The sequence below is a fragment of the Roseibium album genome (genome assembly GCF_001404515.1).
Classification (GTDB): Bacteria; Pseudomonadota; Alphaproteobacteria; order Rhizobiales; family Stappiaceae; genus Roseibium; species Roseibium album.
The window spans coordinates 20,639-43,460 of the sequence record NZ_CXWE01000018.1; the positions used below are offsets into that span (position 1 = coordinate 20,639).

A 22,822-nucleotide genomic window follows, 5' to 3' on the forward strand; every position below is an offset into this window, starting at 1 on the left:
GCACCTGTTGATGCCGGGATGCCTTGCTGCAAAAACCTCAGTGAAGCAGTTCAGCCGGAAGGTTCTGGTAGCAGACCGGTCTCAGCCAGCGACGGATGGCCATTGTGCCGACCGACGTTGCTCCAAAATTGGTCGACGCCGGGTAAGGTCCACCGTGCACCATGGTTTCGGCAACCTCGACCCCCGTCGGGAACCCGTTCGCAAGGACCCGCCCGGCACGCCTTTCCAGAATTGGCAGAAGCGTTTTCGCCAATGCGTTGTCATTTGCCTCCAGATGAAGGGTTGCTGTCAGCTGACCGTCAAAACAGGCCGCAACGGTTCTCATCTCGTCATCGTCAGCGACGGTGACGATCAGCCCCACCGGCCCAAAGACCTCTTCCTGAAGAGCATGATTTGCCAGGAAAACCCCGGCATTCGTCCGATAAACGGAGGGTGTCGCAGCCTGCGACTCGCTTTGCGTCTTCAGCAGCGTTTCAACGCCTTCGGTTTTGGCGAGGCGGTCCTGGCCGGAACGGCAGGCGGCAGCGATCCCTCCGGTCAACATGGTCTGCGCACCAACACCCTGCAATGCTTTCACGGCAGCGTCAGCAAAACGGTCAACCTCTTCGCCCTCCCGAACGACCACAATACCGGGATTGGTGCAGAACTGGCCGACGCCCATCGTCAGTGAACCTGCCCAGCCTTCACCGATTGCCTCGGCACGCTGTTCCATCGCCGACGGCAGAAGGAACACTGGATTGACGCTGCCCAGCTCGCCGAAAAACGGAATCGGCTCAGAGCGCGCCGCGCACAAGTCAAAAAGCGCCCTGCCGCCACGCAGCGACCCGGTGAAACCGACCGCCTTGACAAGAGGATGCTGGACCAGCTGCTGCCCGAGTTCATGGGTCGTCCCTTGAAGAAAGCCGAACGTCCCTGCCGGCATTCCGCATGCCTTGACCGCAGCGTCGATAGCCTGGGCGACAATTTCACCGGTCCCCGGATGAGCAGGGTGTCCCTTGACCACAACCGGACAGCCGGCCGCAAGTGCAGAGGCGGTGTCGCCACCGGCTGTCGAAAAGGCCAGCGGAAAGTTGGACGCACCAAAGACGGCGACAGGGCCGATTGGCCGCTGAATCAGAAAGAGTTCAGGACGTGGCAACGGCGCCCGATCAGGCAGGGCCTCATCGTGGCGCTTGTCCAGATAATCCCCCTTCAGGATCGTTTCCGCGAACAGGCGCAACTGCCCTGCCGTGCGTCCGCGCTCCCCCTCAAGGCGGGCTGCCGGCAGGGCGGTTTCCCGGCTCCCGACTTCAGTGAGTTCAGCGCCCCGCGCTTCTATTTCGTCGGCGATCTTGTGCAGCAGGGCCGCACGTTGTTCATCGCTCGTGCTGCCGAACACTTCGAACGCTTTTTCGGCTGCTTCGCAGGCACGATCCACATCGGAGACCGACGCTTCCGAAAAGACGCTGGAAGGCCCTTCGGCAGGTTGCGACTGGAACGTGGTTTCACCCGAAACCCACTCACCATTGACAAGGTTCTTACCCGTTAACATCAAAATCGTCCTTCAAATGAGATTGCGTTTTGCCAGGTTCCGCATGAAAGCGCTGGTTCCGAATGTCCATTCCGGGCATTCGGTTGACAGTCGTACGGTGTTCCTGAGTGTTCCAAGTTCTGCGCACGATATTTCGACGATATCGCCGAGCTTGTGCGTAAAGCCTTCGCCCGGGGCATTGCGATCTTCCGTCGGCGCGAACAGCGTGCCAAGAAACAGGAAGAAGCCGTCCGGATACTGATGGTGGCGGCCGCGTGTCTGCGCCACAAGGTCTTCCGGGTCGCGGCTGATTTCGGTCATGGTCGAATGACCAACGAGCTCAAATCCATCCGGTCCAGTCACTTTCAGGTCGAGTTGCAGCCGCCGGACATCATCCATCGAAAATGTCTGGTCAAACAGCCTGAGAGCCGGGCCGATGGAGGTCGATGCATTGTTGTCCTTTGCCTTGCCAAGCAGAAGTGCCGAGCGGCCTTCGACGTCACGCAGATTGACGTCGTTGCCAAGTGCGGCACCTTTGATCCGACCTGAACCATCGACCGCAAGTACCACTTCCGGCTCCGGATTGTTCCAGTTCGAAATCGGATGTAATCCGACGGAAGCGCCCCAGCCTACGGCCGACATGGGCTGGGACTTGGTGAAGACTTCTGCGTCCGGGCCAATTCCCACTTCGAGATATTGGGACCACATGTCCTCTTCGATCAGGGCATCCTTCAGCTCCGCCGCTTTTTCTGATCCGGGAACAACAGAACGAAGGCTGTCGCCCAAAATCGACTTGCAGCGCAGCCGGATCTGTTCGGCTTTCCCGGGATCTCCCTGCGCTTTTTCCTCAATCACACGTTCCAGCATCGAAAACGCAAAGGTAACACCACACGCCTTGATGGCCTGCAGGTCCGGCGGCGCCAGGAACCTGGGCCGGTCCTGAACCGGATGTTCCGTCGAGTTAGCTTCGATCTGCGCAAGCGTTCCCACGGTTACACCTTCGGCCCCGGCCAACCACGCCGACGGATCATCGAGCTCGAGCAGATCCCTCACAGTTGGAACGGCTACACAGGTGACATCGACGACAGTGTCTCCACGCAACGTACAAACGGACGGCCCTGAAAGGTCCGGACGCCAGACCCGAAACACGAAGGCGCCTTCGCTCGGGAGATTCAACAGGGATGTCATGATGCTATCGTGTCCACTTCTTCTGGATTGCCAGCGCCGCCCGCCCAATGCCCCAGTGCTTCGATCAAAGGGCTGTTTTCCGCGCTCAAGTCAGCGAGGATACTCAAATGATGGGCTCCCCGCACTATCAGATGCCCCGATCCGGCGTTATCAGCCATGACGCGGGACTGTCTTTTGAATTCATCCGTTTCATTGCCGCCGACAACACACAAGAGCGGAACGTCCAAACTGACGCCGACAAGGCTTCGGTCAACAATTTCAGCCTCAGAGAGGCTGATCTCATCCTGCAAAAAAGACTTGGCCACCGGGACCAGATCGTAGACGCCACTGACCGCAATCACTCCTGACAAGTGATTTGCAATATCGCTCTTCATGGCTGCGCTGATCGCGAGGTGCGCTCCAGCCGAGTGCCCAACAAGCAGAAGCCTTGTCTCGTCCGGATACAAATTTGCAATGGTACGTATCGCGGCAATCGAATCCGACACCAGTTCGTCAAGTCTGAACTCCGGCATCAGCCGGTACTCCACGTTCACGCATGCGGTTCCAAGCGAAGACAGGCCCGGCAAGACGCAACGATGTTCCTCCGCGCTCAATGCACGCCAGTACCCGCCGTGTATGAACACCGGCACGATCTGCGGCTGAGGACCCTTAAACCTGGTTGTCTCGAACCATTGCCGGGCGTGCCCGCCATAGGCAACACGTTCGAAAGACACCGCCTGACCGACCTTCCGGCTGGCCTTGTTCCGCCAGTCAAGCCAGGTCGCAAAATCCGGAAGCACGTCAGAGAACCTGAACTGACAATCCCATGTTTCCCGTTCGTCAGACCAATTCAATTCAATTCCTCCGGCGACTTGCAGGAAAGGCCCAACCGAAAAATTTGCTGCGCACAGAACAATGCAGGGTACCTCTTGAATATTGCCTCGTGAGCAATACAGGCGAAAATCCGATCTTGCGTTCCGGAGACAACGCTGATGCCGTTTCGAATGGGTTGGAAGATATCAGAAAGCTGTCTGCAGTCCCGTGACGGGAATGAATGTGGCCGACAATGCTTGTGGCGAACAAGAAGGCGTTTTCTGCCGGCCTGGAGCCTGATCCCGATCTAACCCACAGGCAGCACGATAGGTCTGCTTGCCGCGATATACTCATTCCAATCGAAAGTACCAGTCACATTCCTGATCTCGTTTCCCGAATACGGAGAGGTGCAATGTTTAGGACAGCCTGACAGGCCGTTCAAGCAGTGCAAAGAAATTTGCAAGGCCGGAGTGCCATCGAAGGCTTTGTCTTGATGCTGTTCGGAACGGTAATGGCCTGTTTCGACAGGTATCAAATCCCGATCGAGCGAGCTGGTCGCCGATACCGGCACTGCCGGGATCCTTGCCAATCCGTTTGATACGTCTGACCAAATGATTTTTCAGTTCACCGATGCCCGACATCCGAGATGCCGGGCATCAGCTGCACCAGATGTTTACTTCTTCAATGAAGCAATGAAGGCATCCACTTCACCAAGAGACAGGTATTCCACCTCATCCACACCGCTGTCGGTAAACTTCCAGACAACTGCAGGTGCTGAGACATCACCATTCGCGTCGAAGCGTACGTCACCGGTTGCTCCCTGATACTTGACCGTACCGCCACCTGCGAGCGTTTCAGAAGCCTTCTTGAACCCGGCGACATCTGCCGTGACCGGGGTTCCGTCCGGATCGGTCACCTTGGCAACTGCCGCTGCAATGTCCTTGCCCGAAGCGTCTTTGCCCACCGCTTCCATGGCCAGCAGTGCAATCATCGCCGCGTCGAAACTGTTGGCAAGGCCTGGTCCGTTAGGCTCGGATCCGAACTTCTCCACATAGGCAGCCTTGAACGCGTCGGCACTGGCAACGCGCGGTGATGCGGTATCCGTGCCGAGCGCATTTCCCAGATACTGCAGACCGACATTGTCGCGAAACTCATCGGATTTCAGAGAGTTCGCCAGGATCATGTTCTGCGTTCCGCCGAGAGACAACCACTCACGCACGGCCGAAGTCCCCTCATTGGGGTAAAGGGCGAGATACAGTGCTTCGGGTTCGCCACCGAGGGCCTTGGTCACTTCGGCCCGGTAGGAAGGTTGACCGTCGTTGACAGCGACAGAGGACGTAACCTTAATTCCTGCCGCGGCAAAATCGGCCGCGATCAACCGGGCCATGTCCTGTCCCCAGTCGTCGTTCTTGTAAAGAATGGCGACGCTCCCATAACCCTTGTCTGCAGCAACTTTCGCTCCCATGGCAGACTGAACAGCCGTTGTTGCAAATGTGCGGAACCACAACCCGTCGGTCTTGCCTTCTTCCGACAGTTTGGTGAAGGCGGTGGAAGAGGAGCAACAGGACATCTGCATGACGCCGCCTGGAACAGTAACGGACGACAATATCGGCATCGATACACCGGAGGAAACCGCTCCGAGAAGCACATTGACACCTTCCAGATCAACAAGTGCCTTGGCAGCATCGACACCGACCTTCGGGTCAACTTGCGTGTCGCGAAGCACCATCTCGATCTGGCAACCGCCTGCTCCGCCTGCTTCATTGACCTGGTCCACGGCAAATTGCGCGACTTCGGCAATGGGGCGGCCCCAGTCGACCGATGTCGGCAGCGTTGCACCGATCTTGGTCGTGCAGTCCTGCGCCTGAGCGCCAGTGCTCAGAGCTGATACTCCGGCCGCAAAGGCCGCAACGGTAAGTAACGTTTTCATGTGAACCCCTCTACTTGTGTTTTCTCCCGGTTCCGACCGGGTTGAGAAACGATCAGCCGCTCGGGAAACAGGCCCTGTGGCCTCCAGAGCAGCATGCCGACAATCACCATTCCGATCAGGACGAACTGTATCGAACCGGTGTAGAGCTGAGCTTCGACGGGTGCGAAGCGGGAGAGCGCCCATCCCGAAAATGTCCAGGCACCCCAGATGAGAAAGGCACCGGCCAGGGCACCCCTTGTATTTCCGGCCCCGCCGACAATCAGCATGGCCCAGATCTGAAACGTGAGGATCGGAAGAACGTCCTGCGGGCTGACAAACGCATAAAACGTACCATAGAGGCCACCGGCCAGACCGATGATGACGGATCCGGTCACGAATGAAATCAGGCGGATGCGGTCAGGGGACTTTCCCAGGGACCGGGCCGCAGTCTCATCCTCGCGGATTGCACGAAGGAGACGGCCGAACGGTGAGACGGTCAGTCTCTCCAGGAACACATAGACCAGAAGCAGAACCACAAGGACACCGGCGAGAAACACGGCATTATAGGTAAATCCGTCGCCGAGAACATCTCTCAGGGGACGTTCGAAGCCCCGGATGCCCTGTGCGCCTCCCGTTATGGACGTGGCATTGCGCATGACGTTTTCGAAAGCAACCGCGACACCGAACGTGGCAATTGCCAGGTAGTCGTGCCGCAGGCGCAGCGTCAGCTTGCCGACGATCCAGGCAAGCACGCCTGCCGCAACCATTCCGCCGAGCAATGCGAGGGGATAAAACAGCCCGAAACCACCGAGGTGACCGTCCTGCGCCGGCCCGCCAAGCATCAATGTCCCGTAAGCGCCGGCTCCAAAGGAGGCAACGACACCGCCATTGAAGAGGCCGGTATTGCCCCATTGCAGGTTCAGGCCGAGCACCGCGATACCGAGAATGGATGCAACGGTGGTAAAGAAAACCAGATAGGAAATGACACCGATCATGCCCGTGCCTCCCCGAAGAGACCGTTCGGCCGAACCAACAGAACGGCCAGGATCATCAGGAAGGGAACAGAAGGACTGTAACCGGACGGAAGCACGACCAGCGCGAGATTTGAAGCCACGCCGACAATGAAGCCTCCAAGAACCGCACCATAAACGCTCCCGATTCCACCGACGATGGTGGCGGCGAATATCGGCAACACCAGATCACGTCCCATCACCGGCGTTATCTGATAGCTGAGGCCATAAAACACACCTGCGATGGCGCCCAGCGCGCCGCCGATGATCCAGACGGCGGCAACCATGCGCCTGAGATTCACGCCATGAACCTGCGCCAGGCTCGGATTTTCCGCAATCGCGCGCAATGAAAAGCCAAACGTGGTGCGTGAAAGGACAAGATACAGGCCGAACATGATGATCAACGCAGCAAACAATACAAATACCTGGTCCGGCTTGACGAGCAGAAGCGGATCGCGTGAGAGCACCATCGCGAAAGCAATGTCGCGAGAATAGAGTTCGCTCGAAAGGCCGAAAACAAGACCTATGATGTTGCGGATGACCAATGCCATTCCGAACGAGGCGAATACCATCGACAACTCGCCGCCCTTCTGCCGTACCCTGCGGAAAATCAGGCGATCGATCAGAACGGCCGTGAAACCGGTCACAGCCATCGAAATCAGAATGGAGACCGCAAGAGCCCCGGTAATGGAAAGCGGTCCGAATTTGGCCGACAAGACCGGAAGCACGCTTTCAAACAGCTTGTCGAAAACCAGGGCACAATAGGCCCCAATGGACAGAAGCTCGGCATGCGAGAAATTGGCAAATCGCAGAATGTGCATCACCATGGTCAGGCCGATGGCGCCGAGCGACAGGAAGGATCCGACCAGAATACCGTCGACGAGATGCTGGATCATGCCGCCCCCTTCCGTTCGCCGCCAAGATAAATCCTTCCAAGCGCCGGGTTCTCGAGAAGTTCTTCCGCCGGACCGTCAATCTGGTTTCGGCCTTCCGCCAGCACGTAGCAATGGTCGGCGCGCTTCAGCGCCTGTTTCACGTTCTGCTCCACCAGAAGCACCGAGACACCCTGTCGCGTCAGTTCCTTGACGTGATCGAGCACTTCTTCGGCTGCCTTCGGGGACAGACCCGCGGAAGGTTCATCCATCAGGATCAAGCGCGGCTCGACGGCAAGTGCCAGGGCAACTGCCAGAAACTGACGCTGTCCTCCCGAAAGAGATCCCGCCTTGCTGCGCCTCTTTTCCTTCAGGACGGGAAACTGTCTGAACAGAGCCGCCAGACGCCCCGAGGGATTGCTGTGCAGCTTCAATACGAGGTCGAGATTTTGCTGGATGGTGAGTGTGCGGAAGACATTATCGGTCTGCGGCACATAAGCGATGCCGGCGCGTGTCATCCGGTCCGGTGAGATCCCCGTGATATTGCCGCCGTCGAGCGTAACCTTTCCCTCAGTTACCTGCAGCAGTCCGGCGACCGCCTTGATCAGCGTCGATTTTCCGGCGCCATTCGGCCCGATGATAACCGTCAATTCTCCATACCGCGCCGTCAACGACACCCCACGCAGGATTGGAAGATCCTTCACATACCCGGCTGTCAACGTATCTATCTGCAGAAGAGCATCAGGCATCCAGCGGCGCTCCCAGATAGGCGTCCAGGAGGATCGGATTGGACTGCGCTTCCACCGATGTGCCCTCAAACACCACCTGCCCCTCTGCCATGGCAATTATCGGATCGCAGTGACGCATCACAAAGTCCATGTCGTGTTCGATGATGAGGAAAGTCTTGCCGTTTCGGTTCAGCTCCTCGATCTTTTCGATCAATATCTCGGTCAGGGCGGGATTTACGCCCGCAGCGGGCTCGTCCAGCAGGATCAGCCTGGGATCGCCCATGAGAACGCGCGCCAGCTCCAGAAGCTTCATCTGCCCGCCCGATATCTTCGCCGCCGGCTGGTCTGCGACGTGGCGAAGTGTCAGGAAATCCAGCACTTCAAAAGCTCTTTTGCGGATTGCCTCTTCCTGATCGCGAATACGGCTTTTGCCCAATACGGCTCCGAGGAGCGTTTCACCCGTCTGGTCCATGGGCGCGAGCATGACATTTTCCAGAACGCTCATGCGCCCGAAAGGCCGCGGGATCTGGAATGTACGTCCGAGGCCGAGGGCAAAGCGCGCGTCCGGGGCCAGTCTGGATACGTTCGTGCCGAGAAAATCAACGGATCCACCGTTCGGTGAAAGTTCGCCCGCTATTACATTGAAAAGGGTCGATTTACCTGCGCCGTTGGGTCCGATCAGACCAGTGATCGAACCCTCCCGGATCTTCAACGAGACGTCGTCGACCGCCTTGAAGTCACCAAAAGACCGGCTGACGCCGTTCAGCGATAGGATAGCGTTATCCATTGGCGGCTCCCAGAACCGCGTCGTCCGGACGGGTATTGAGATTATACTTCATGATCCGGCCATGCCGGCCGTTGCGGTCGCGTTCCAGAGCGAAAACCGGTCCCTGCGGACCCGGAGCAGTTTCCAGGAACCTCGCTATCTCGGCAAGATCGCCCTCATCCAGATTGAAGCGGAACACTTCCAGCGTCTTCGGCAGATGCCTGGCATATCTTGCCCCGACAATCGCCGCTGCGACCTGTGGCTGCTGCAGGACCCAGCGGGTCGCGACGGAGCTCAGCGTGACACCATACCGATTGCCTATCTGCTCAAGAAGGCCGAGCAAGGACTGAAACGTCGACCAGGGTCCGAACTCATCGATGATCAGACGGTATTTGACGAGGGATCTGTTTTCAAATTCAAAACCGGGATCAGGTTTGCCAAGCCAGTTTTCCGTCAGGAAACCGCCGGCCAGCGTTCCGTAGCACAAAAGCCTGATATCATGGTCCGCGCACCAGGGAACCAGCGTCCTTGCAGGGCGCCTGTCCAGCAATGAATACTGGACCTGGGTCGATACCAGTTCGATACCCGCAGCCAGAAACGGTGCCGTTTCCGAAACATCCCAGTTGGTCACGCCCAGATGAGCAATCTTTCCCTTTTCCTGACACCGCCGTAAGACCTCCATCGCCCGCACCGGCGATCCGACCCTGCTGTCCCACCAGTAGAACTGGACAAGATGCAGGCGTTCAATCTGAAGCCTTTTCAGCGACCGGTCGACAATCGCCTCCACTTCGTCCGCGGTCAGTGTGTCGAGCCGCTCAAGGTCGGGAACCAGTTTGGTATGAACCTGGGCCCGGTCGGAAATGTCTGATCCGCGCCGTCGGCGCAGGTCGGCGATAAAAGTGCCGATCATTTCTTCCACGCCCGTATAGATGTCGGCACAATCAAACGCGGTTATGCCCGCGTCGACAAAGGCTTCCATATCCGCGATTGCCGAGGCAGCTTCCACGGGACCATGGTCGCCGGCGAGTTGCCAGCCACCCTTGATGACCCGCGAAATCGCATAACCCGGGCAGAGATCGGCAGTTTCAACGGTCATTCCGCCTCGTCCTTCCGCCAATAGGGCTTACTGCGCGCGTCGGGCAGGCCGGTGGTCTCGGCATGCGTAAACCAACGCTTTCCAGCCCGGGAAATTCGAAACCGTCCCCCGCAATGGGGATCCGGGCACGCGATCTCCGCGTCCGTCGTCATCCAGTCGCTTGCGCTCGTCTCCCTCTGCTTGGCCGGCAGAAAGGGAAGAACCGCAGCCATGGCGTACATGGAGACCCGCTGACCTTCCGCGAAAACCAGAGCCTCGCCCTCGACAGCGAAGCTCTCGCCTTCAATATGTCGGCAGACCGGCGTCCGCCCGTCGAGCACCGTCTCAACCTTCAGGTCATAAAGCCAGAAGCCATTCTCACCATCGGACCTGACTTCGTCTTCCCGGTCATCGTGTTCGTCTACCACCGCACTCACCACTTTTTTGACCAAATACCTTGCGTGTGATCTGTGATATTTTATACCATGTCACAAAATAAGGTTGTCAAGGCAAGAAACCCGCCAAGGACCGAAGGAACAGGGATGAGCCAGCCGAAAATCGCTCGTATCGATCAGTCGAAGCTTCGCGAAAGCGCATATGATGCACTTCACGAAGCTTTTACGCGCGGTGCTTTTGCGCCGGGCGAGACCGTCAGCCTCCGGACCCTGGCGGATCAGCTCGGTACATCGATGACACCTGTGCGTGAAGCCGTGCGCCGGCTTGTTGCAGAAGGTGCGCTGGTCGATACGCCAAGCCGCACGCTGGAAGTGCCGCCGTTTGACGCGGACCGGATGCGCGAACTGAAATCGGCACGCCTGGCCCTTGAGGCCCTGCTTCTCGAAGAGGCGATGGATCGGATCGACAAGGACGTCATCACCGGTCTGGAGAAGATCATTTCAGCTCCCCGTTCCGAAACAGGAACACCGGATCTCAAGCAGAATTACGACTTTCACTTCACCCTCTACAGGCAGTCCCGATCCAGGGTCATTCTTCCCCTGGTGGAAGCCCTTTGGCTGCAATACGGAGCTTTCCTGAACCTGGTGGTTCGCGAACAGGCGGCCGGCGAAATTCCCGAACACATTCATCATGAGGAGATTATTGCCGCCTTGCGCGACAACGACCGCAAATCGGCGCAACGATCCCTCGCCCTCGACATCGAGCGAAGCTTCAAGCTTTTGCTGCCTGAAAGCTGAAGGACACTTCATGACAGCTGCGCCACCGCGCTACCCACTCACCGACGGGCTGGAAATCAGCCGTATCGTTACAGGCCTCTGGCAAGTTGCCGACATTGAAAAAACCGGTAACCTTCTGAATCCTGAAAGCGCTGCAGATTCTCTTCAGGCCTATGTTGACGCAGGGTTTTCGACATTCGACATGGCCGATCATTACGGCAGCGCCGAAATCATATCCGGACAGTTACTTGCACGATATCGTGACGGGGTCTCTCCGCAGGCCTGTACAAAGTGGTGTCCGGAACCGGGACCCATGACGGCCGAAATCGTCCGCGCGGGTGTTCAGGAAAGACTTGACCGCCTGGGCACCGACTGTATCGACCTGCTGCAGTTCCACTGGTGGAGCTTTGAGCACCCTGCATGGCTGGATGCACTGCACGAAATGGCGCTCCTCAAGGAGGAGGGCCTGATCAAGGCGTTGGGTGTGACCAATTTCGATGCTGCGCATCTAAGACTTGCTCTGTCCGACGGTATCCCTCTGGTGACAAACCAGGTGTCGTTCTCGATGATCGACCGCCGAGCCCTGGGACCGCTGAGCGAGGTCTGCGCTGCTTCTGGTGTCAGACTGCTGGCCTATGGAACGCTCTGCGGCGGCTTCCTGTCCGACCGCTGGCTCGGCAAGCCGGAACCGGACGACATCCCGGACTGGTCGAAGATGAAATACAAGCGTTTTATCGACGCTGCCGGCGGCTGGAGCGGATTCCAGTCCATTCTGACCGCGGCCAACGAGGTTGCACAGAAGCATCGCGTTTCGATCGCCAATATCGCGACACGCTGGACCCTTGAACAGCAGGCCGTTGCCGGTGTCATCGTCGGCGCACGCATCGGTGAGAGCGACCACATTTCCGACAATGCGAACCTGTTTTCCTTCACGCTCGACAAGGACGACCAGGACAGACTTGCCCGGGCCTTTTGCGAAACCGATGCAGTTCCCGGCGACTGTGGAGACGAATATCGACGGCCGCCATTCCTGACCGCATCGGGCGACCTGAGCCATCACCTGGCTGAAATGCCGCTGGCTCACTCGGCAGCTGACGCCACTCACCGGCCCGACGCCAAACAGGTGTTGACGGGATCCGACTGGGAAGAGATCGCCGGATATTGCCGTGCGCACAGGATCGGCAACCGGATCCTTGTTTCGGGGACAACCGCGGTCGCAGGACTTGCGCGCGCCGTTGCCCCGGGAGATGCCGCGGCGCAGACAACCTACATTCTGGATAAAATTCTTGCCGCGCTCACTGCCCTGGGAGCAAGCGCGAACGATGTCGTGCGTACACGGATCTACATCGTCGACGAAAATGACGTGCTGGAAATTTCAAGAGCCCACGGGCGCGTTTTTGCCGACATCAAACCCGCAAACACGCTTGTTGTCGTCGCGGGTCTCATTGGCGACCACAAGGTGGAAATCGAGGCGGAAGCGCTGCTGAAGGGCCCGCTGGGACATGCGTCGGATCAGCACGGAGCAGCTTGAAACAAGCTGATCCACAAGACCCCAGCCAATCAGCAAGGGTCTTGAGGGCCAGATGTTCAGGATCACGCCGCGTCTTTGGCGTCCCCCATGCCCGACAGGACCTGCAAGGCAATTTGACGATTCACGCCGCCCCTTGTGCAAGCCTCGTCCAATCTGGCGATTATTTTTGCGGTTAGCGGGCACGCTCCGCGTTTTTTCAATGCCGCAGCCAGTTCGGCCCAGAGCGCCCCGCTCTCTTCAAATGTCGCCTGGACCAGAGCATCCGTTCTGTCCGTCTCACCCAGGCCGCAGACAAGCTTCAGCGCGGCCCGCCGCGTGCCGCGATCACCGGAATGCAGCATGCCCGGAACTTGTGGCGGCACGATCTTCATGATCTCGAAGGTCGCGAGCGCAGCTGCTTGCGCCATGTTCGCTTCATCGGCAAGCGCAGCTTCAAGATGCGGCATCGCAAGTTCCTTCGGTGCGAATGCCAGAAGCTCCAGATAGGCTGCCCGCGCAGGCAGATGGTTATCGGGCGGCTGGTTTGCCAGCCGGCTCCAGTCCGATGCTTCAAGGGCAACGCCTTTGGTACACCGGTGCAAGAGTGCCCGAAGTGCAGCTGCCCGCAATTCATTATCCCGCGCGTTCAATGCCTCCAGAAGTACAGGGGTAAACGCGGAGTGGACCTGCTCGCCGATCAGCCTGACGGCAATCCGCCGAATGTCCAGGGCCGTGTTCGGGGCAACATCAGGGCGAACCCTCTTTTTTTGCAGTGTCGATTGCGCCAGCTCGAGGAATTTCAGATCCTCCTCCGAGAGGTCGATCTTCTCTTCCTGAAATTCCGCCTGTTCAACATCTCCCTGCAGGATTGCTGAAAGTGTGCTCTGAGGGAACGCCACCACGTCGGCACCGTCTTCTGCAAGGGCGTCGACTGACGCTTCGGCTTCATTTTCCGGCGGCAGATCAAGGTCCGTGTCCCCGGTGGGCGTCGCCTCTTCAGGATTGCGATAGTCGCTCAGTTTCGCAGGCTCGCTGGAAGTCTCCTGCGGAACGATGTTGCCTTCACGATCCAGAACTATCCTGTTTTTGTTGCCGCCGTCATCGTCTCTCGCACGTGCCCCGAATTGCTTTGCCTCCTCCTGGCCGCCGTTTTTTTCCTTTTCTTTTGTTTCCTCTTCTTCAGACACCAAACCCCCGCGAGCTGCCAGCAACAGGACGGCTGCAGCATTGTCGGCAATTTCACCACTCCCGCGCGACAATGCGGCAAGGGACACCAGTGCCGAAAGACGAACCATCTGGCTACCGGAGGTAATGCCGTCGGCCAAATGTTCCAGAACCTCGGGATTTTCAAATCTCGAAAACGCGGTGAGAACAGCTCGTTGGATATCCGGTTTGGGACTACGGGTCTTGATTTCCATGAGCAGATCGAAGGCTTCGTCGCTTCCGCTTTCTGCCAGGATCCCGACAAGTGCTGCAACGAAGTCCTCCGATTCATGCCTCAGCTTGAGCTTCGCGTGATTGACAAGTCTGCCGATCTGGGCAGCAGACGGACGCCGTTCGCTCAACCGCCTGGCAGCGGCGAGCCTCACCATTTTGTCCTCATCGGAAATGGCCAGCTGAATGAGGTTGTCTGTTGCGATTGTCTGAGATCTTGCGGCTGCGAACGCACGGATACTTCCTGACTGGTCCTCGATCAAAAGGGCATCGAACAACGGTGCCTTGCGCTCCAGCATCGTTTCGAGCGCAGCCAGGCGCACGCTTGCCACCTTGTCCTGGCTGAGCGCGTCCAGCGCCTTGATCGCCATTGAATCGCGAGACGCGCCGAGGGCACGGGCCGCGCGCTCGCGGTGGCGTTCAGAAGCACTTTGACCGGCATCGATCAGAGCAAGCAGACCCGGACGGCCAAGTCCGGCCAATGCCTCAAGGGTCTCGCGCCAAAGATCCTGTCCGAATTCGTCATTCGCTGCGGTGAGAAGAACATCCACCGCATCCTCGATACCCAGACGGCCGACGGTGTGTATGACTTCTTTTTGAATATCCAGCCAATCGTCCCAATCGTCGACCTCGTCTTCCCATGCGACGTCTTCCTCACATCGATCCAGGATGAGACGCTGCAGAAGGGAACTTGCCAGATCCCGATCTTCGCGACGCAAACCGCGCAGGGCCGCAATCTTAGCTTCGCCTACGGGATCATTTTCCAGGCTCCACATGAAGTCCTTGCCAAGGTTTGTTTCCTCAAGCTTCACAAGGGTCTGCAGGGCATCGACCCGCACATCGGGATCCGCGTTGTGGGTCGCTTCCAGAAGAACGGTGCGTGCGGAGGGCGGCGCCCAGGCGCCGAGGGCCTTTATTGCCAGACACTGCTCGGCGGGCGTGCCTGATTGCACGATCGTCAGCAGGTTGCCCTCGACTTCACTGCCGAGCACCAGTGTTTCGGAAACTTTCGCGGATTCTGGGGTCATGTAAGGAGAGCCTCTACCTTATTGAATTCGGCAAAGAATAAGGCGGAAACTCACGTTCCCGCCTTGATCTTGATCAGTCTTGCGATGTGCCGTCAGGCGATGTCGCGACGCGCGAAAGACATGGACCGGTAGCTGGTCTTGTAGGGCGAGGTACCGATCTTGCGGATACGGCCAACGCCCATCTTGTAGTTGTAGTTACCGCTGATCCAGTCGACCACCCGTCCGGACAAAGCGTTCGCGGGCTGAGCCGTGTGCAGGAAATCCATGTAGAGGAGCCCCTTCTTCACAGCCGGCGTGACGATGGCGACCGCCGTGATAGCTGCCTCGGTCAATTCGATATGGCCATGCTCCATCAGCTTGGTGAACTGGAAGTCATCGCCTTCAACCCCGAGGATCGTGTCCTTCTGGACCGGGATGCGGTCAGAATACATCATCACGTAGTCGCCGTTCTCAATCCCGCGCTCCGCAGCATCATCCGGATGGATTTCCACCCAGTTTTCCGGCCAGCGCTGAACGATGTACGGACGGCGGCGATCGTCGTATCCGGACTGCCAGCGTTCGTTGATGCGTCCGGACGTGACCCACAGTTCGTCGTCCTTGGGCTTCAGCCATGCCCAGTAGTCGGAGAACAGGCTCCATGGCGACTTCTGGATATTGCATTTGCCGGTTTGCGAGTTGAAATGCGTCAGCTTCTTGCCCAGACGGTTCGCACCGGACGGACCATCGGCCGGCAGTTTGCGCTCGGTGTCGTGCAGACGCTTGGTGCCGACCAGCGTGCCGTCGTCCTGAAGGAGGACCGGACCCTGGATGCCGTTGGTGCCGAACTCGGCAAGCTTCTCGTGAAGGGTCTTGCCTTCACGCTGAGCGACGACCTTGACATTGAAGAAGTCCTTGCGGCTGCCACGGGAGAAGCGCGCGCCTTCTTCCAGAACCTCGTTGGAGTTCTTCCAGTCGAATCCCTTGTAGCCCATGGCCGTCGCCAACTGGGCGATGATCCACCAATCCGGCCTGGCTTCACCGGGAGCATCATAGAACTTCGGATAGAGCCTTATGCGGCGCTCACCGTTGGCACGGGTGAAATTGTCCTCGCCCCAGCCTGCTGCCGGGAACACGATGTCGGCATACCGGGCGCCGATCGGATCAACCAGATAGATATCCTGATTGACAACAACCATGCCCCCGCTGTCGACGCGCCGCTTCAGGGTATCGATAATCTCCTGCTTGTCGAACGAACGGATCTGATGCGGATTTTGCACCGTCAATTCGTTGAACTTGGCAGCAAGCGACTGCGAGCCGCACATGGACTGGATCCAGGTATTGCCGATCACGTGCGCAAAGCGTGTGTGGCCGGACATGAGATACCTGTCCGTATCCATTGCGCGGCGACGACGGCCGGGCAGTTTCTCAGGCGACTTGTTGCGCGGGTACTTGCCGCCGCGCAGACCACCACGCTGGTGCCCACCGGCACGACCGATAACCTGGCCAGGGCGTCCACCGGCGCCGACAATGATGCCGAGCGCGGAAATCGCCTGTGTGTTGCCGGTGTTGTTCGACCAGTAAAAGCCTTTTTCGATCATGACCGATGTCTTCGGACGTGAACCGTCTTCCTTCGGCTTCGCCATCCACTCCGCAGCGGTGTAGATCTTCCGGACGTCGATCTGGGCGATCTCGGCCGCCTGTTCCGGTGCGAATTCGTCCTGGGACAGGAGCCATTTCTTCCAGTCTTCAAATCCGGCGGTCTGGAATTTGCCCCAGGTGGTCCGCCATTGCCATGGCGTGTTCCGCGTGCCCTGTCCGAAACCGGACGAGCTTTCCCACTTGTTGTTGACCCATTTCTGGATCCAGTCACTGTCTTCCCAGCCGTTTTCGACGATGACGCGAGCGATGGCGTTGACGACCAGAAGGTCGGTTCCGGGCTGAATGTCCAGCCACATGCCACCATTCTTTTCGGCATAGGCAATACCGCCGGTCTTGCGCGGCACCATGAAGATCGCTTTCTGACCGTTCTGAATACCAGGCATCATCCAGTCAGTGAAGAGGATCGTCTTGGTTTCATATGGGTCGGTGCCGCAGACCAGAAGCGTTTCGGCATCGCGCCAGTCCTCGTAAGACGGGCCGAAATTGTCGAAGCCCGCGTCGCGGAAACCCGGTGTCGACGTGACGTCGGACGGGGTGTCGTGGAACGTGAAGTTTGCGGTATTGACGCTGTTCAGTGCGTATTTCGTAATGGCGTAGGTGTTTTCCATATAGCCATAGGAGAAGGTCTTGACGCAGTAGGCGTTCTCGCCATGCGTCCTGATCACATGCTTGCCGACTTCCGCCGCGATCTCCATTGCAAAATCCCAGGTGACCGGCATCAGAACACCGAACATGCGGATCATGGGAGATTTCAGGCGGTCACGAGTCGGCGTCTGCGGATTGTAGACCTTCTGTGCAAGAGCTCCGCCGCGAATGGAGGAGTTGCCCAGGAGATTGACGTGTTCCGTATCCTTGTCCGGGATGATGATGACGTGGTGAGGTTCCCCGTCATGCAGGACAACGTTGTACTGGTTCGGTGCGACCCATGGGCCGAGCGGGTCGACCGGGAAGTCGACGCCGAACGCGTTCTCATCGGCCTTTTCGCCGCCAACCTTGCCGCCCTTGACCGGCCAGCGATAGATCTTGTAACCGCAGGCGACGATGCAGTAGTCGCACGCCGTCGAGATCACATCTGCATCCACCGGCGGCAGCGGGATATTCGTCTCGGGGATATAATAGGGTGTGGACATTCTCGGTCTCCTCAGCCCTTGAGATTGTCATAGCGGCCGTAAATCAGGCCGAACATTCCAACGGCGTAGATGTCATCGCCGTCCAGCTCCAGGAGCACCTGTGGCAGGCTCTGGTAAGCTTGTCCGGAAATGAAGATGCCGTGGCGTGTCAGATCGAATGTGGTCAGGTGTAGCGGGCATGGTCCGAGAACCTTGTCCTCGGACTTGTAGGTGCCCTGAAGCGGGCCGCCCTGGTGGGTACAGGTGTAGTTGAACGCCACCACATCCTTGTCCGGCCCTATGCCGCCACCGGCCTCTCGACCGAGTTTGACCAGCATGGATTCCGAGTAAGCACCGTCATCGGGATAGGTAAAGTCGAGTGGCTCGTCTTCCTTCAACCCGGACAGTTTGCCGATATGTTTGCGCTCATAGGTCGACACAACGGCCGGAACCTTCGCCGAGGCCGGACCCGCTTTCAGTGCGACCATCACCGTGAAAGTTGTGATGCCTGACGTCAGCAGAAACTGACGGCGGTTCATCAGGCACCGCTTGCCGGTCTTCGCGACTTCCTTCGGGCCATTGATGGCTTCGATCAGGGCCGGATCGATCGGGGTCTGGTGTTTTGTCATAATCCGTCTCCTTAGTTCGAGGCCGCCGGAAGAACGTCGTATTCGGGAAGCTCCGGCTCCTCCATCACGATTCGTTCACCGGTGAGGCTTTCCAGGAAGGCCACCAGATCGGCTTTTTCGTCATCGTTGAGTCCGAGCGGCTTGATGAGTTCGCTCTTGGTCTTGGCGAACTCGTTCTCACCCCCGCCCTGGTTGTAGAATTCAACAACGTCTTCCAGCGTCTCGATCATGCCGTTGTGCATGTACGGGGCCGTGTACTTTGTGTAACGCAGGGACGGAACGCGGAACTTGCCGAGATGGTTCTTGTCCTTTGCACGGAAATAGGCGCCGGGATCATCCTTGAAGGTCCGGTACATTTCTTCCGTGGAGCCTTTTGCATAGAGTTCATAGCGGAAGGTGATCTGCGCAATTTCGTCGGTTTCCCATCCGTCATAGGGTGGCACGCCGAGATTGTAGTATTTCTGGTTTGTCAGCAGCGCGCCGTTGTGACACTGCGAACAACCGGCCTTGCCGGTGAACAGCTCCAGGCCGCGTTTCTGGGCTTCATCCAGCGCAGCATCATCGCCGCGCATATAGTTGTCGAACGGCGTGTCGGTCTGAACCAGGGTACGCTCGAACGCGGCGATCGCCATCCACGCATGACCCAGACGCGGATATTCAGTTCCGAATACATCCTTGAACCGCTCGCGATACTCCGGAACAAAGGCAAGACGGGCTTCCAGCATGTCGTCTTCACCGTTGCCGGCAACTGCGCCCTTGGCAGCGGACCTGGCCTGGGCTTCGAGCGACTTGGAAGAGCCGGCCCAGAACAGGTTGCCGTAATAGGCGGAGTTGACGATGGTCTGGGAATTCCGCCAGTGAACTGTTCCGGGATATCCCAGCGAAATCTTGTCCGGGAAGTCCCAGCCGGCATCCGGCAGGTGGCAGGCCGAGCACGGCATGGCACCGTTGCCGGAAAGGCGCGGGTCAAAGAACAGCATCTTGCCGAGTTCGATCTTTTCCGGTGTCTGCGGATTGTCCGCCGGGATCGGCGGGTCCCCGAGAGGCGCCAGCTCGGCGGGCCGGTCGGCAGCGATGGCTCCGGTGGCGATTGCAAGGGCGGATGCCCCTGCAAGTGCCCATGCGGAGACGGTTTTCTTCATGGCTTTTGACATGATCCTGTCTCCTCAGTTTGTCGCGTTTTTCCAGTCGGGAACGACTTCATATTCGTAGTCATCCTGTTCCCAGACATAGGCAGGTTGGTTGTAGCTCGTACCGGACAGCGCCTTGAGGAACTCGACCAGATCGGATTTTTCACCTCGGGTCAGACCGAGCGGCGACAGCCGTGGATCCTTGTTCGGATCTTCACCGCCACCCTGGTTGTAGAACTCGATCACGTCCTCCAGGGTTTCCAGCATTCCGTTGTGCATGTAAGGCGAGGTATAGGTCAGCTCGCGCAATGTCGGCGTCATGAAGGAGCGTCTGGAGCCTTCCTTGTGATCGCGGACATATGCGCCAAGGTCTTCACGGACATTCATGTAGTTTTCGACACCCATGAACTTCGCGTAGCCGACATAGGTCTGATGACGCAGCGGATCGGACCAGATATCCGGATTGTTCGGAACACCGATGTTGTGCGGTTGATCGTCGGTGAAACGGTCACCGGAGTGACAGGCGGTGCAGCCGGCCTTGCCCTTGAAATTCACATAACCGCGCTTGGCGGCTTCGCTCATGTCGCCGGTATCGAAAGGAGCCCCGGAAGAGGCGATCGACTTCAGGAATTCCTGAAGTGCGGAACGCGCACCGCCGTTGGACGGCTCACCCTTGCCCGCAGCCTTGAACATTTCGACATAGACAGGATCCTGTTTCAGACGCTCCTGCATCATCCGCATGTCCATGTTCATGATGTAGTCTTCCGTGATCATTTCACGGGACACGTCGTTCAGGTTTGTGCCAAGGCGCCCATCATGCATCCACGCTGCACGCTGACCGACATTGGCCAGGGTGGGTGTGTTCCGGAAACCTTCCGAACCGCTATAGGCCGTCGACAACGCTTCGCCGTCGGTAAAGGCGAGATCCGGCTGATGGCAGGACGCGCAGGAGAGATTCGTGTCTCCGGACAGGCGTTCATCATAGAACAAACGTTTGCCAAGTTCGGCCAGCTCCGGATTGACCTCCATCGGCGTGACCGGGCCCTGATCAGCGGACCAGACGGCCGTGGTGGCTAATAGCAGAGCTGCAATACTTGCAGTTAGGCGCATAGGACCCTCCGTTTTGGAGGGGAGCATTAACAATCAGACGGCCCAAGACCGGGTCGTCCTGCCTCTCCCCTGATAGGGCCAGTATTCGCCTTTCTGGAACCACGGCACTGATTGCAATCAGTTCATGCGACTTTTTTTAGATCTTGATTTTTCTTTTCAAAGTTCAGTTATTTAATTTCTAATGTTCGAATATTATCAAATTTCAATTGTCAACTTCTATTGAGCAATGTCAAACAGGCAATTGCGTTGCACTCCTATACTCCGGCCGAATTCAGATAGGGGCGATGAATGCAATCTCTGATCGGTTTGGAGGGCTGCGGTTTCAACGAAACCGAACGAGCAGCGGAAAATGCGTGCGGGTTGGTACACTCATGCGGATTTCACGCCCGAAATTGCATTTGTTCCGAGCTCCGGGCTGCGTTCAATGCCGATCTTCCGAAAGGTGTGAACCGCTTCGCGCTGGCATCCGGACAGGAAATCGAACCGGAAACGCTTCCGAATTCTCCCGTCATCGGCGTTCTGACAGGTTCCGTCGGAATCGTAGCTCATCTCAGCGACGGAAGACGGACCATTACCGGTCTTTTTTTCCCGGGTGACTACATCAACCTCGCCTCGCTGAACCGGCAGCTCAACGGTGCAATAACCGCGCTGGCACCAAGTGCTGTTCAGGTTATGGAGCAGCCGGTTTTCGAAAATCTGCTGCGCCTATCCAACCTGACCCGCGATCATTTCATGGACCAGATGAACAGTGTTCTGTTCCAGCTTCTGGATCACAGCAATGATCTGGCAAAAAAAACACCGATTGAGCGAATTGCAGCCTTCCTTTTCGAACTCAAGAACCGGACGCTTCCGCGAAAGAGCACGCAGTTCAATACGGTGGCCATCCCTTTCGGGCGCCGGGACATTGCCGACTATCTCGGTCTCCAACCCGAAACCGTCAGCCGTGGCTTTACCACCTTGACCGCTGAAGGGGTCATCAACCTGCCGGAGGCGGATCTGGTGACGATTCAGGACGTTCACCGGCTGAGACAGATCGCCAATGGCGGACGCCCGCGCAAACGTGGTGTTTGAGGAGCAGTTTCTCATGTATGACGCAAAACCCCTTGCAGCAATCAGATATGGTCACGGGCCGGAAGTCGATCCTGCGCTGGATGCATTTATCGAGCAGTTGCAGTCACTTGGGGTGACCATGGCCGGATGTGTGCAACGTCGAACGCCAGATGGTGGAAGTTGCTGTCCGATTTCCCATCTGGAGGATCTTGCCAGCGGCTCGCACACCCGCATCACGCAGCCTCTGGGGCCGGGTTCAACAGGCTGCCGACTGGATCCGGGGGCTCTGGCAAACGCCGCCGAAGATTTGTCACGCCAGCTGGAAAAGCAGCCGGATGTACTGATTCTCAGCCGCTTCGGCAGAGGCGAAGCCGAAGGCAGAGGATTTCGACCCGTTATCGAACGGGCCGTCGAATTGGGAATCCCGGTCCTGACAGCAGTCAAAAAGCGTTACGAACCTGAATGGGAAGACTTCAGCGCCGACATGGCCGCAGATCTTCCAGCCGATGTGGAGCGACTCATGAACTGGCTGTTGTCACAGTTGCCAAACCACCGGCAAAACTCGAGCACAGAACAGGCGACACGATGACCTGGCAAAGGATCTCGATGATACGCGTGGTCTCTTTGGCATTCCTGACGCTTCTGTTGTTGCCCAATCTCGCCTCAGCGCAATCCGGCAGCCCAAGCCAGGGCATCGACCAGATCAGTGATCCGACCACAGAGTTCGTCCTGGACATGTTCAGGTTCGAGCCGGACTTTGTCCGCCTGCCCGTTGGGGGCCGCGTCATCTTCAACAATTCCCGCGGCCAGCACACCGTCATGAGCGCAAACGGGCTGATCCCGGAAGGTGTCGAAAAAATCTCCATTGCCAATACAGCGTCGGAAACGCGAACCATGGACGTTCCCGGGCTCTACGTGCTGACCTGCAAGGTTCACGGACGATATGGAATGGTGATGCTGATTGCAGTTGGCGATCGGGAAGCCTGGCAAAATCCGCCAACCAGCTGGAAAAAATCACTTTCCGGACGAGCGGGTGAGAAGCTGGAACTTCTGGTGAAGAAATTGAACGAGGATATTCCGCACTGATACGGACGACGGTTGCCTGCCTGAAGGCGCGCCCACCAAGCGTTTTCAATTCCCGATTGACATGACACCGGATCGA

At 58.0% G+C, this 22,822-nt stretch carries 20 protein-coding genes; 5 read left to right on the forward strand and 15 right to left on the reverse strand.

Annotated elements, in window-relative coordinates; translation table 11 throughout:
* Positions 1-37: 37 nt before the first annotated feature.
* From LA5095_RS31185 to LA5095_RS31240, 10 genes are all read right to left on the reverse strand, one after another.
* The gene (locus LA5095_RS31185) at positions 38-1,531 is read right to left on the reverse strand and encodes an aldehyde dehydrogenase (NADP(+)) (protein WP_055391883.1); all 1,494 of its coding nucleotides are present in this window, start codon (positions 1,529-1,531) and stop codon (positions 38-40) included.
* Positions 1,532-1,543: 12 nt separating this feature from the next.
* Complete coding sequence (locus LA5095_RS31190) at positions 1,544-2,698, reverse strand: fumarylacetoacetate hydrolase family protein (RefSeq protein WP_055391884.1); 1,155 nt, start codon at positions 2,696-2,698, stop codon at positions 1,544-1,546.
* The gene (locus tag LA5095_RS31195; RefSeq protein ID WP_158510458.1) at positions 2,695-3,531 is read right to left on the reverse strand and encodes an alpha/beta hydrolase; all 837 of its coding nucleotides are present in this window, start codon (positions 3,529-3,531) and stop codon (positions 2,695-2,697) included. Before LA5095_RS31195 ends, LA5095_RS31190 begins: the two co-directional genes overlap by 4 nt.
* Before the next feature lie 632 nt (positions 3,532-4,163).
* Positions 4,164-5,420: an ABC transporter substrate-binding protein gene (locus LA5095_RS31210; RefSeq protein ID WP_055391888.1), complete on the reverse strand. Its 1,257-nt coding sequence runs from the start codon at positions 5,418-5,420 to the stop codon at positions 4,164-4,166.
* On the reverse strand, positions 5,417-6,394 hold the full coding sequence (locus LA5095_RS31215; protein ID WP_055391889.1) for a branched-chain amino acid ABC transporter permease: 978 nt from the start codon (positions 6,392-6,394) through the stop codon (positions 5,417-5,419). The genes LA5095_RS31210 and LA5095_RS31215 overlap by 4 nt, the downstream gene beginning before the upstream one ends.
* Positions 6,391-7,305, reverse strand: a complete 915-nt coding sequence (locus LA5095_RS31220) for a branched-chain amino acid ABC transporter permease (protein ID WP_055391890.1) — start codon at positions 7,303-7,305, stop codon at positions 6,391-6,393. The genes LA5095_RS31215 and LA5095_RS31220 overlap by 4 nt, the downstream gene beginning before the upstream one ends.
* Positions 7,302-8,030: an ABC transporter ATP-binding protein gene (locus LA5095_RS31225; RefSeq protein ID WP_055391891.1), complete on the reverse strand. Its 729-nt coding sequence runs from the start codon at positions 8,028-8,030 to the stop codon at positions 7,302-7,304. The genes LA5095_RS31220 and LA5095_RS31225 overlap by 4 nt, the downstream gene beginning before the upstream one ends.
* Positions 8,023-8,796, reverse strand: a complete 774-nt coding sequence (locus tag LA5095_RS31230) for an ABC transporter ATP-binding protein (RefSeq protein ID WP_055391892.1) — start codon at positions 8,794-8,796, stop codon at positions 8,023-8,025. Before LA5095_RS31230 ends, LA5095_RS31225 begins: the two co-directional genes overlap by 8 nt.
* Complete coding sequence (locus LA5095_RS31235) at positions 8,789-9,871, reverse strand: aldo/keto reductase (protein ID WP_055391893.1); 1,083 nt, start codon at positions 9,869-9,871, stop codon at positions 8,789-8,791. The genes LA5095_RS31230 and LA5095_RS31235 overlap by 8 nt, the downstream gene beginning before the upstream one ends.
* On the reverse strand, positions 9,868-10,278 hold the full coding sequence (locus LA5095_RS31240; protein ID WP_055391912.1) for a TIGR04076 family protein: 411 nt from the start codon (positions 10,276-10,278) through the stop codon (positions 9,868-9,870). Before LA5095_RS31240 ends, LA5095_RS31235 begins: the two co-directional genes overlap by 4 nt.
* Positions 10,279-10,392: 114 nt before the next feature.
* Between LA5095_RS31240 and LA5095_RS31245 the strand changes: the two genes are divergently transcribed.
* Together LA5095_RS31245 and LA5095_RS31250 are read left to right on the forward strand one after the other, a co-directional pair.
* Positions 10,393-11,043, forward strand: coding sequence for a GntR family transcriptional regulator (locus tag LA5095_RS31245; RefSeq protein ID WP_055391913.1), 651 nt, complete (start codon positions 10,393-10,395; stop codon positions 11,041-11,043).
* A gap of 10 nt (positions 11,044-11,053) precedes the next feature.
* Positions 11,054-12,553, forward strand: coding sequence for an aldo/keto reductase (locus tag LA5095_RS31250; RefSeq protein WP_055391894.1), 1,500 nt, complete (start codon positions 11,054-11,056; stop codon positions 12,551-12,553).
* A gap of 62 nt (positions 12,554-12,615) precedes the next feature.
* Here LA5095_RS31250 and LA5095_RS31255 read toward each other — a convergent pair whose 3' ends face one another.
* From LA5095_RS31255 to LA5095_RS31275, 5 genes are all read right to left on the reverse strand, one after another.
* The gene (locus LA5095_RS31255) at positions 12,616-14,994 is read right to left on the reverse strand and encodes a HEAT repeat domain-containing protein (RefSeq protein ID WP_055391895.1); all 2,379 of its coding nucleotides are present in this window, start codon (positions 14,992-14,994) and stop codon (positions 12,616-12,618) included.
* Positions 14,995-15,086: 92 nt separating this feature from the next.
* Entirely contained in the window at positions 15,087-17,762 is a 2,676-nt protein-coding gene (locus LA5095_RS31260) for an arsenate reductase (azurin) large subunit (RefSeq protein WP_055391896.1), read from the reverse strand.
* A gap of 11 nt (positions 17,763-17,773) precedes the next feature.
* Positions 17,774-18,370 (reverse strand): arsenate reductase (azurin) small subunit, encoded by a 597-nt coding sequence (locus tag LA5095_RS31265; RefSeq protein WP_082442605.1) that lies wholly within the window; start codon positions 18,368-18,370, stop codon positions 17,774-17,776.
* Between the two features lie 11 nt (positions 18,371-18,381).
* Complete coding sequence (locus LA5095_RS31270) at positions 18,382-19,524, reverse strand: cytochrome-c peroxidase (protein WP_208992930.1); 1,143 nt, start codon at positions 19,522-19,524, stop codon at positions 18,382-18,384.
* A gap of 12 nt (positions 19,525-19,536) precedes the next feature.
* The gene (locus LA5095_RS31275; RefSeq protein ID WP_055391897.1) at positions 19,537-20,610 is read right to left on the reverse strand and encodes a cytochrome-c peroxidase; all 1,074 of its coding nucleotides are present in this window, start codon (positions 20,608-20,610) and stop codon (positions 19,537-19,539) included.
* A gap of 288 nt (positions 20,611-20,898) precedes the next feature.
* Between LA5095_RS31275 and LA5095_RS31280 the strand changes: the two genes are divergently transcribed.
* Genes LA5095_RS31280 through LA5095_RS31290 form a run of 3 tightly spaced genes read left to right on the forward strand, consistent with a single transcriptional unit; the run spans position 20,899 to position 22,746 of the window.
* Complete coding sequence (locus tag LA5095_RS31280) at positions 20,899-21,681, forward strand: Crp/Fnr family transcriptional regulator (RefSeq protein WP_055391898.1); 783 nt, start codon at positions 20,899-20,901, stop codon at positions 21,679-21,681.
* Positions 21,650-22,249, forward strand: a complete 600-nt coding sequence (locus LA5095_RS31285) for a DUF2478 domain-containing protein (RefSeq protein WP_055391899.1) — start codon at positions 21,650-21,652, stop codon at positions 22,247-22,249. The genes LA5095_RS31280 and LA5095_RS31285 overlap by 32 nt, the downstream gene beginning before the upstream one ends.
* Positions 22,246-22,746 (forward strand): plastocyanin/azurin family copper-binding protein, encoded by a 501-nt coding sequence (locus tag LA5095_RS31290; protein ID WP_055391900.1) that lies wholly within the window; start codon positions 22,246-22,248, stop codon positions 22,744-22,746. Before LA5095_RS31285 ends, LA5095_RS31290 begins: the two co-directional genes overlap by 4 nt.
* Positions 22,747-22,822 lie beyond the last annotated feature (76 nt).

Excerpts from the sequence above, each read along its gene's own strand:
- LA5095_RS31185 (WP_055391883.1), bottom strand. The coding sequence starts at position 1,531 with ATGTTAACGGGTAAGAACCTTGTCAATGGTGAGTGGGTTTCGGGTGAA.
- LA5095_RS31190 (WP_055391884.1), bottom strand. The coding sequence starts at position 2,698 with ATGACATCCCTGTTGAATCTCCCGAGCGAAGGCGCCTTCGTGTTTCGG.
- LA5095_RS31210 (WP_055391888.1), bottom strand. The coding sequence starts at position 5,420 with ATGAAAACGTTACTTACCGTTGCGGCCTTTGCGGCCGGAGTATCAGCT.
- LA5095_RS31215 (WP_055391889.1), bottom strand. The coding sequence starts at position 6,394 with ATGATCGGTGTCATTTCCTATCTGGTTTTCTTTACCACCGTTGCATCC.
- LA5095_RS31220 (WP_055391890.1), bottom strand. The coding sequence starts at position 7,305 with ATGATCCAGCATCTCGTCGACGGTATTCTGGTCGGATCCTTCCTGTCG.
- LA5095_RS31225 (WP_055391891.1), bottom strand. The coding sequence starts at position 8,030 with ATGCCTGATGCTCTTCTGCAGATAGATACGTTGACAGCCGGGTATGTG.
- LA5095_RS31230 (WP_055391892.1), bottom strand. The coding sequence starts at position 8,796 with ATGGATAACGCTATCCTATCGCTGAACGGCGTCAGCCGGTCTTTTGGT.
- LA5095_RS31235 (WP_055391893.1), bottom strand. The coding sequence starts at position 9,871 with ATGACCGTTGAAACTGCCGATCTCTGCCCGGGTTATGCGATTTCGCGG.
- LA5095_RS31245 (WP_055391913.1), top strand. The coding sequence starts at position 10,393 with ATGAGCCAGCCGAAAATCGCTCGTATCGATCAGTCGAAGCTTCGCGAA.
- LA5095_RS31250 (WP_055391894.1), top strand. The coding sequence starts at position 11,054 with ATGACAGCTGCGCCACCGCGCTACCCACTCACCGACGGGCTGGAAATC.
- LA5095_RS31255 (WP_055391895.1), bottom strand. The coding sequence starts at position 14,994 with ATGACCCCAGAATCCGCGAAAGTTTCCGAAACACTGGTGCTCGGCAGT.
- LA5095_RS31260 (WP_055391896.1), bottom strand. The coding sequence starts at position 17,762 with ATGTCCACACCCTATTATATCCCCGAGACGAATATCCCGCTGCCGCCG.
- LA5095_RS31265 (WP_082442605.1), bottom strand. The coding sequence starts at position 18,370 with ATGACAAAACACCAGACCCCGATCGATCCGGCCCTGATCGAAGCCATC.
- LA5095_RS31270 (WP_208992930.1), bottom strand. The coding sequence starts at position 19,524 with ATGTCAAAAGCCATGAAGAAAACCGTCTCCGCATGGGCACTTGCAGGG.
- LA5095_RS31275 (WP_055391897.1), bottom strand. The coding sequence starts at position 20,610 with ATGCGCCTAACTGCAAGTATTGCAGCTCTGCTATTAGCCACCACGGCC.
- LA5095_RS31280 (WP_055391898.1), top strand. The coding sequence starts at position 20,899 with ATGCAATCTCTGATCGGTTTGGAGGGCTGCGGTTTCAACGAAACCGAA.
- LA5095_RS31285 (WP_055391899.1), top strand. The coding sequence starts at position 21,650 with ATGGCGGACGCCCGCGCAAACGTGGTGTTTGAGGAGCAGTTTCTCATG.
- LA5095_RS31290 (WP_055391900.1), top strand. The coding sequence starts at position 22,246 with ATGACCTGGCAAAGGATCTCGATGATACGCGTGGTCTCTTTGGCATTC.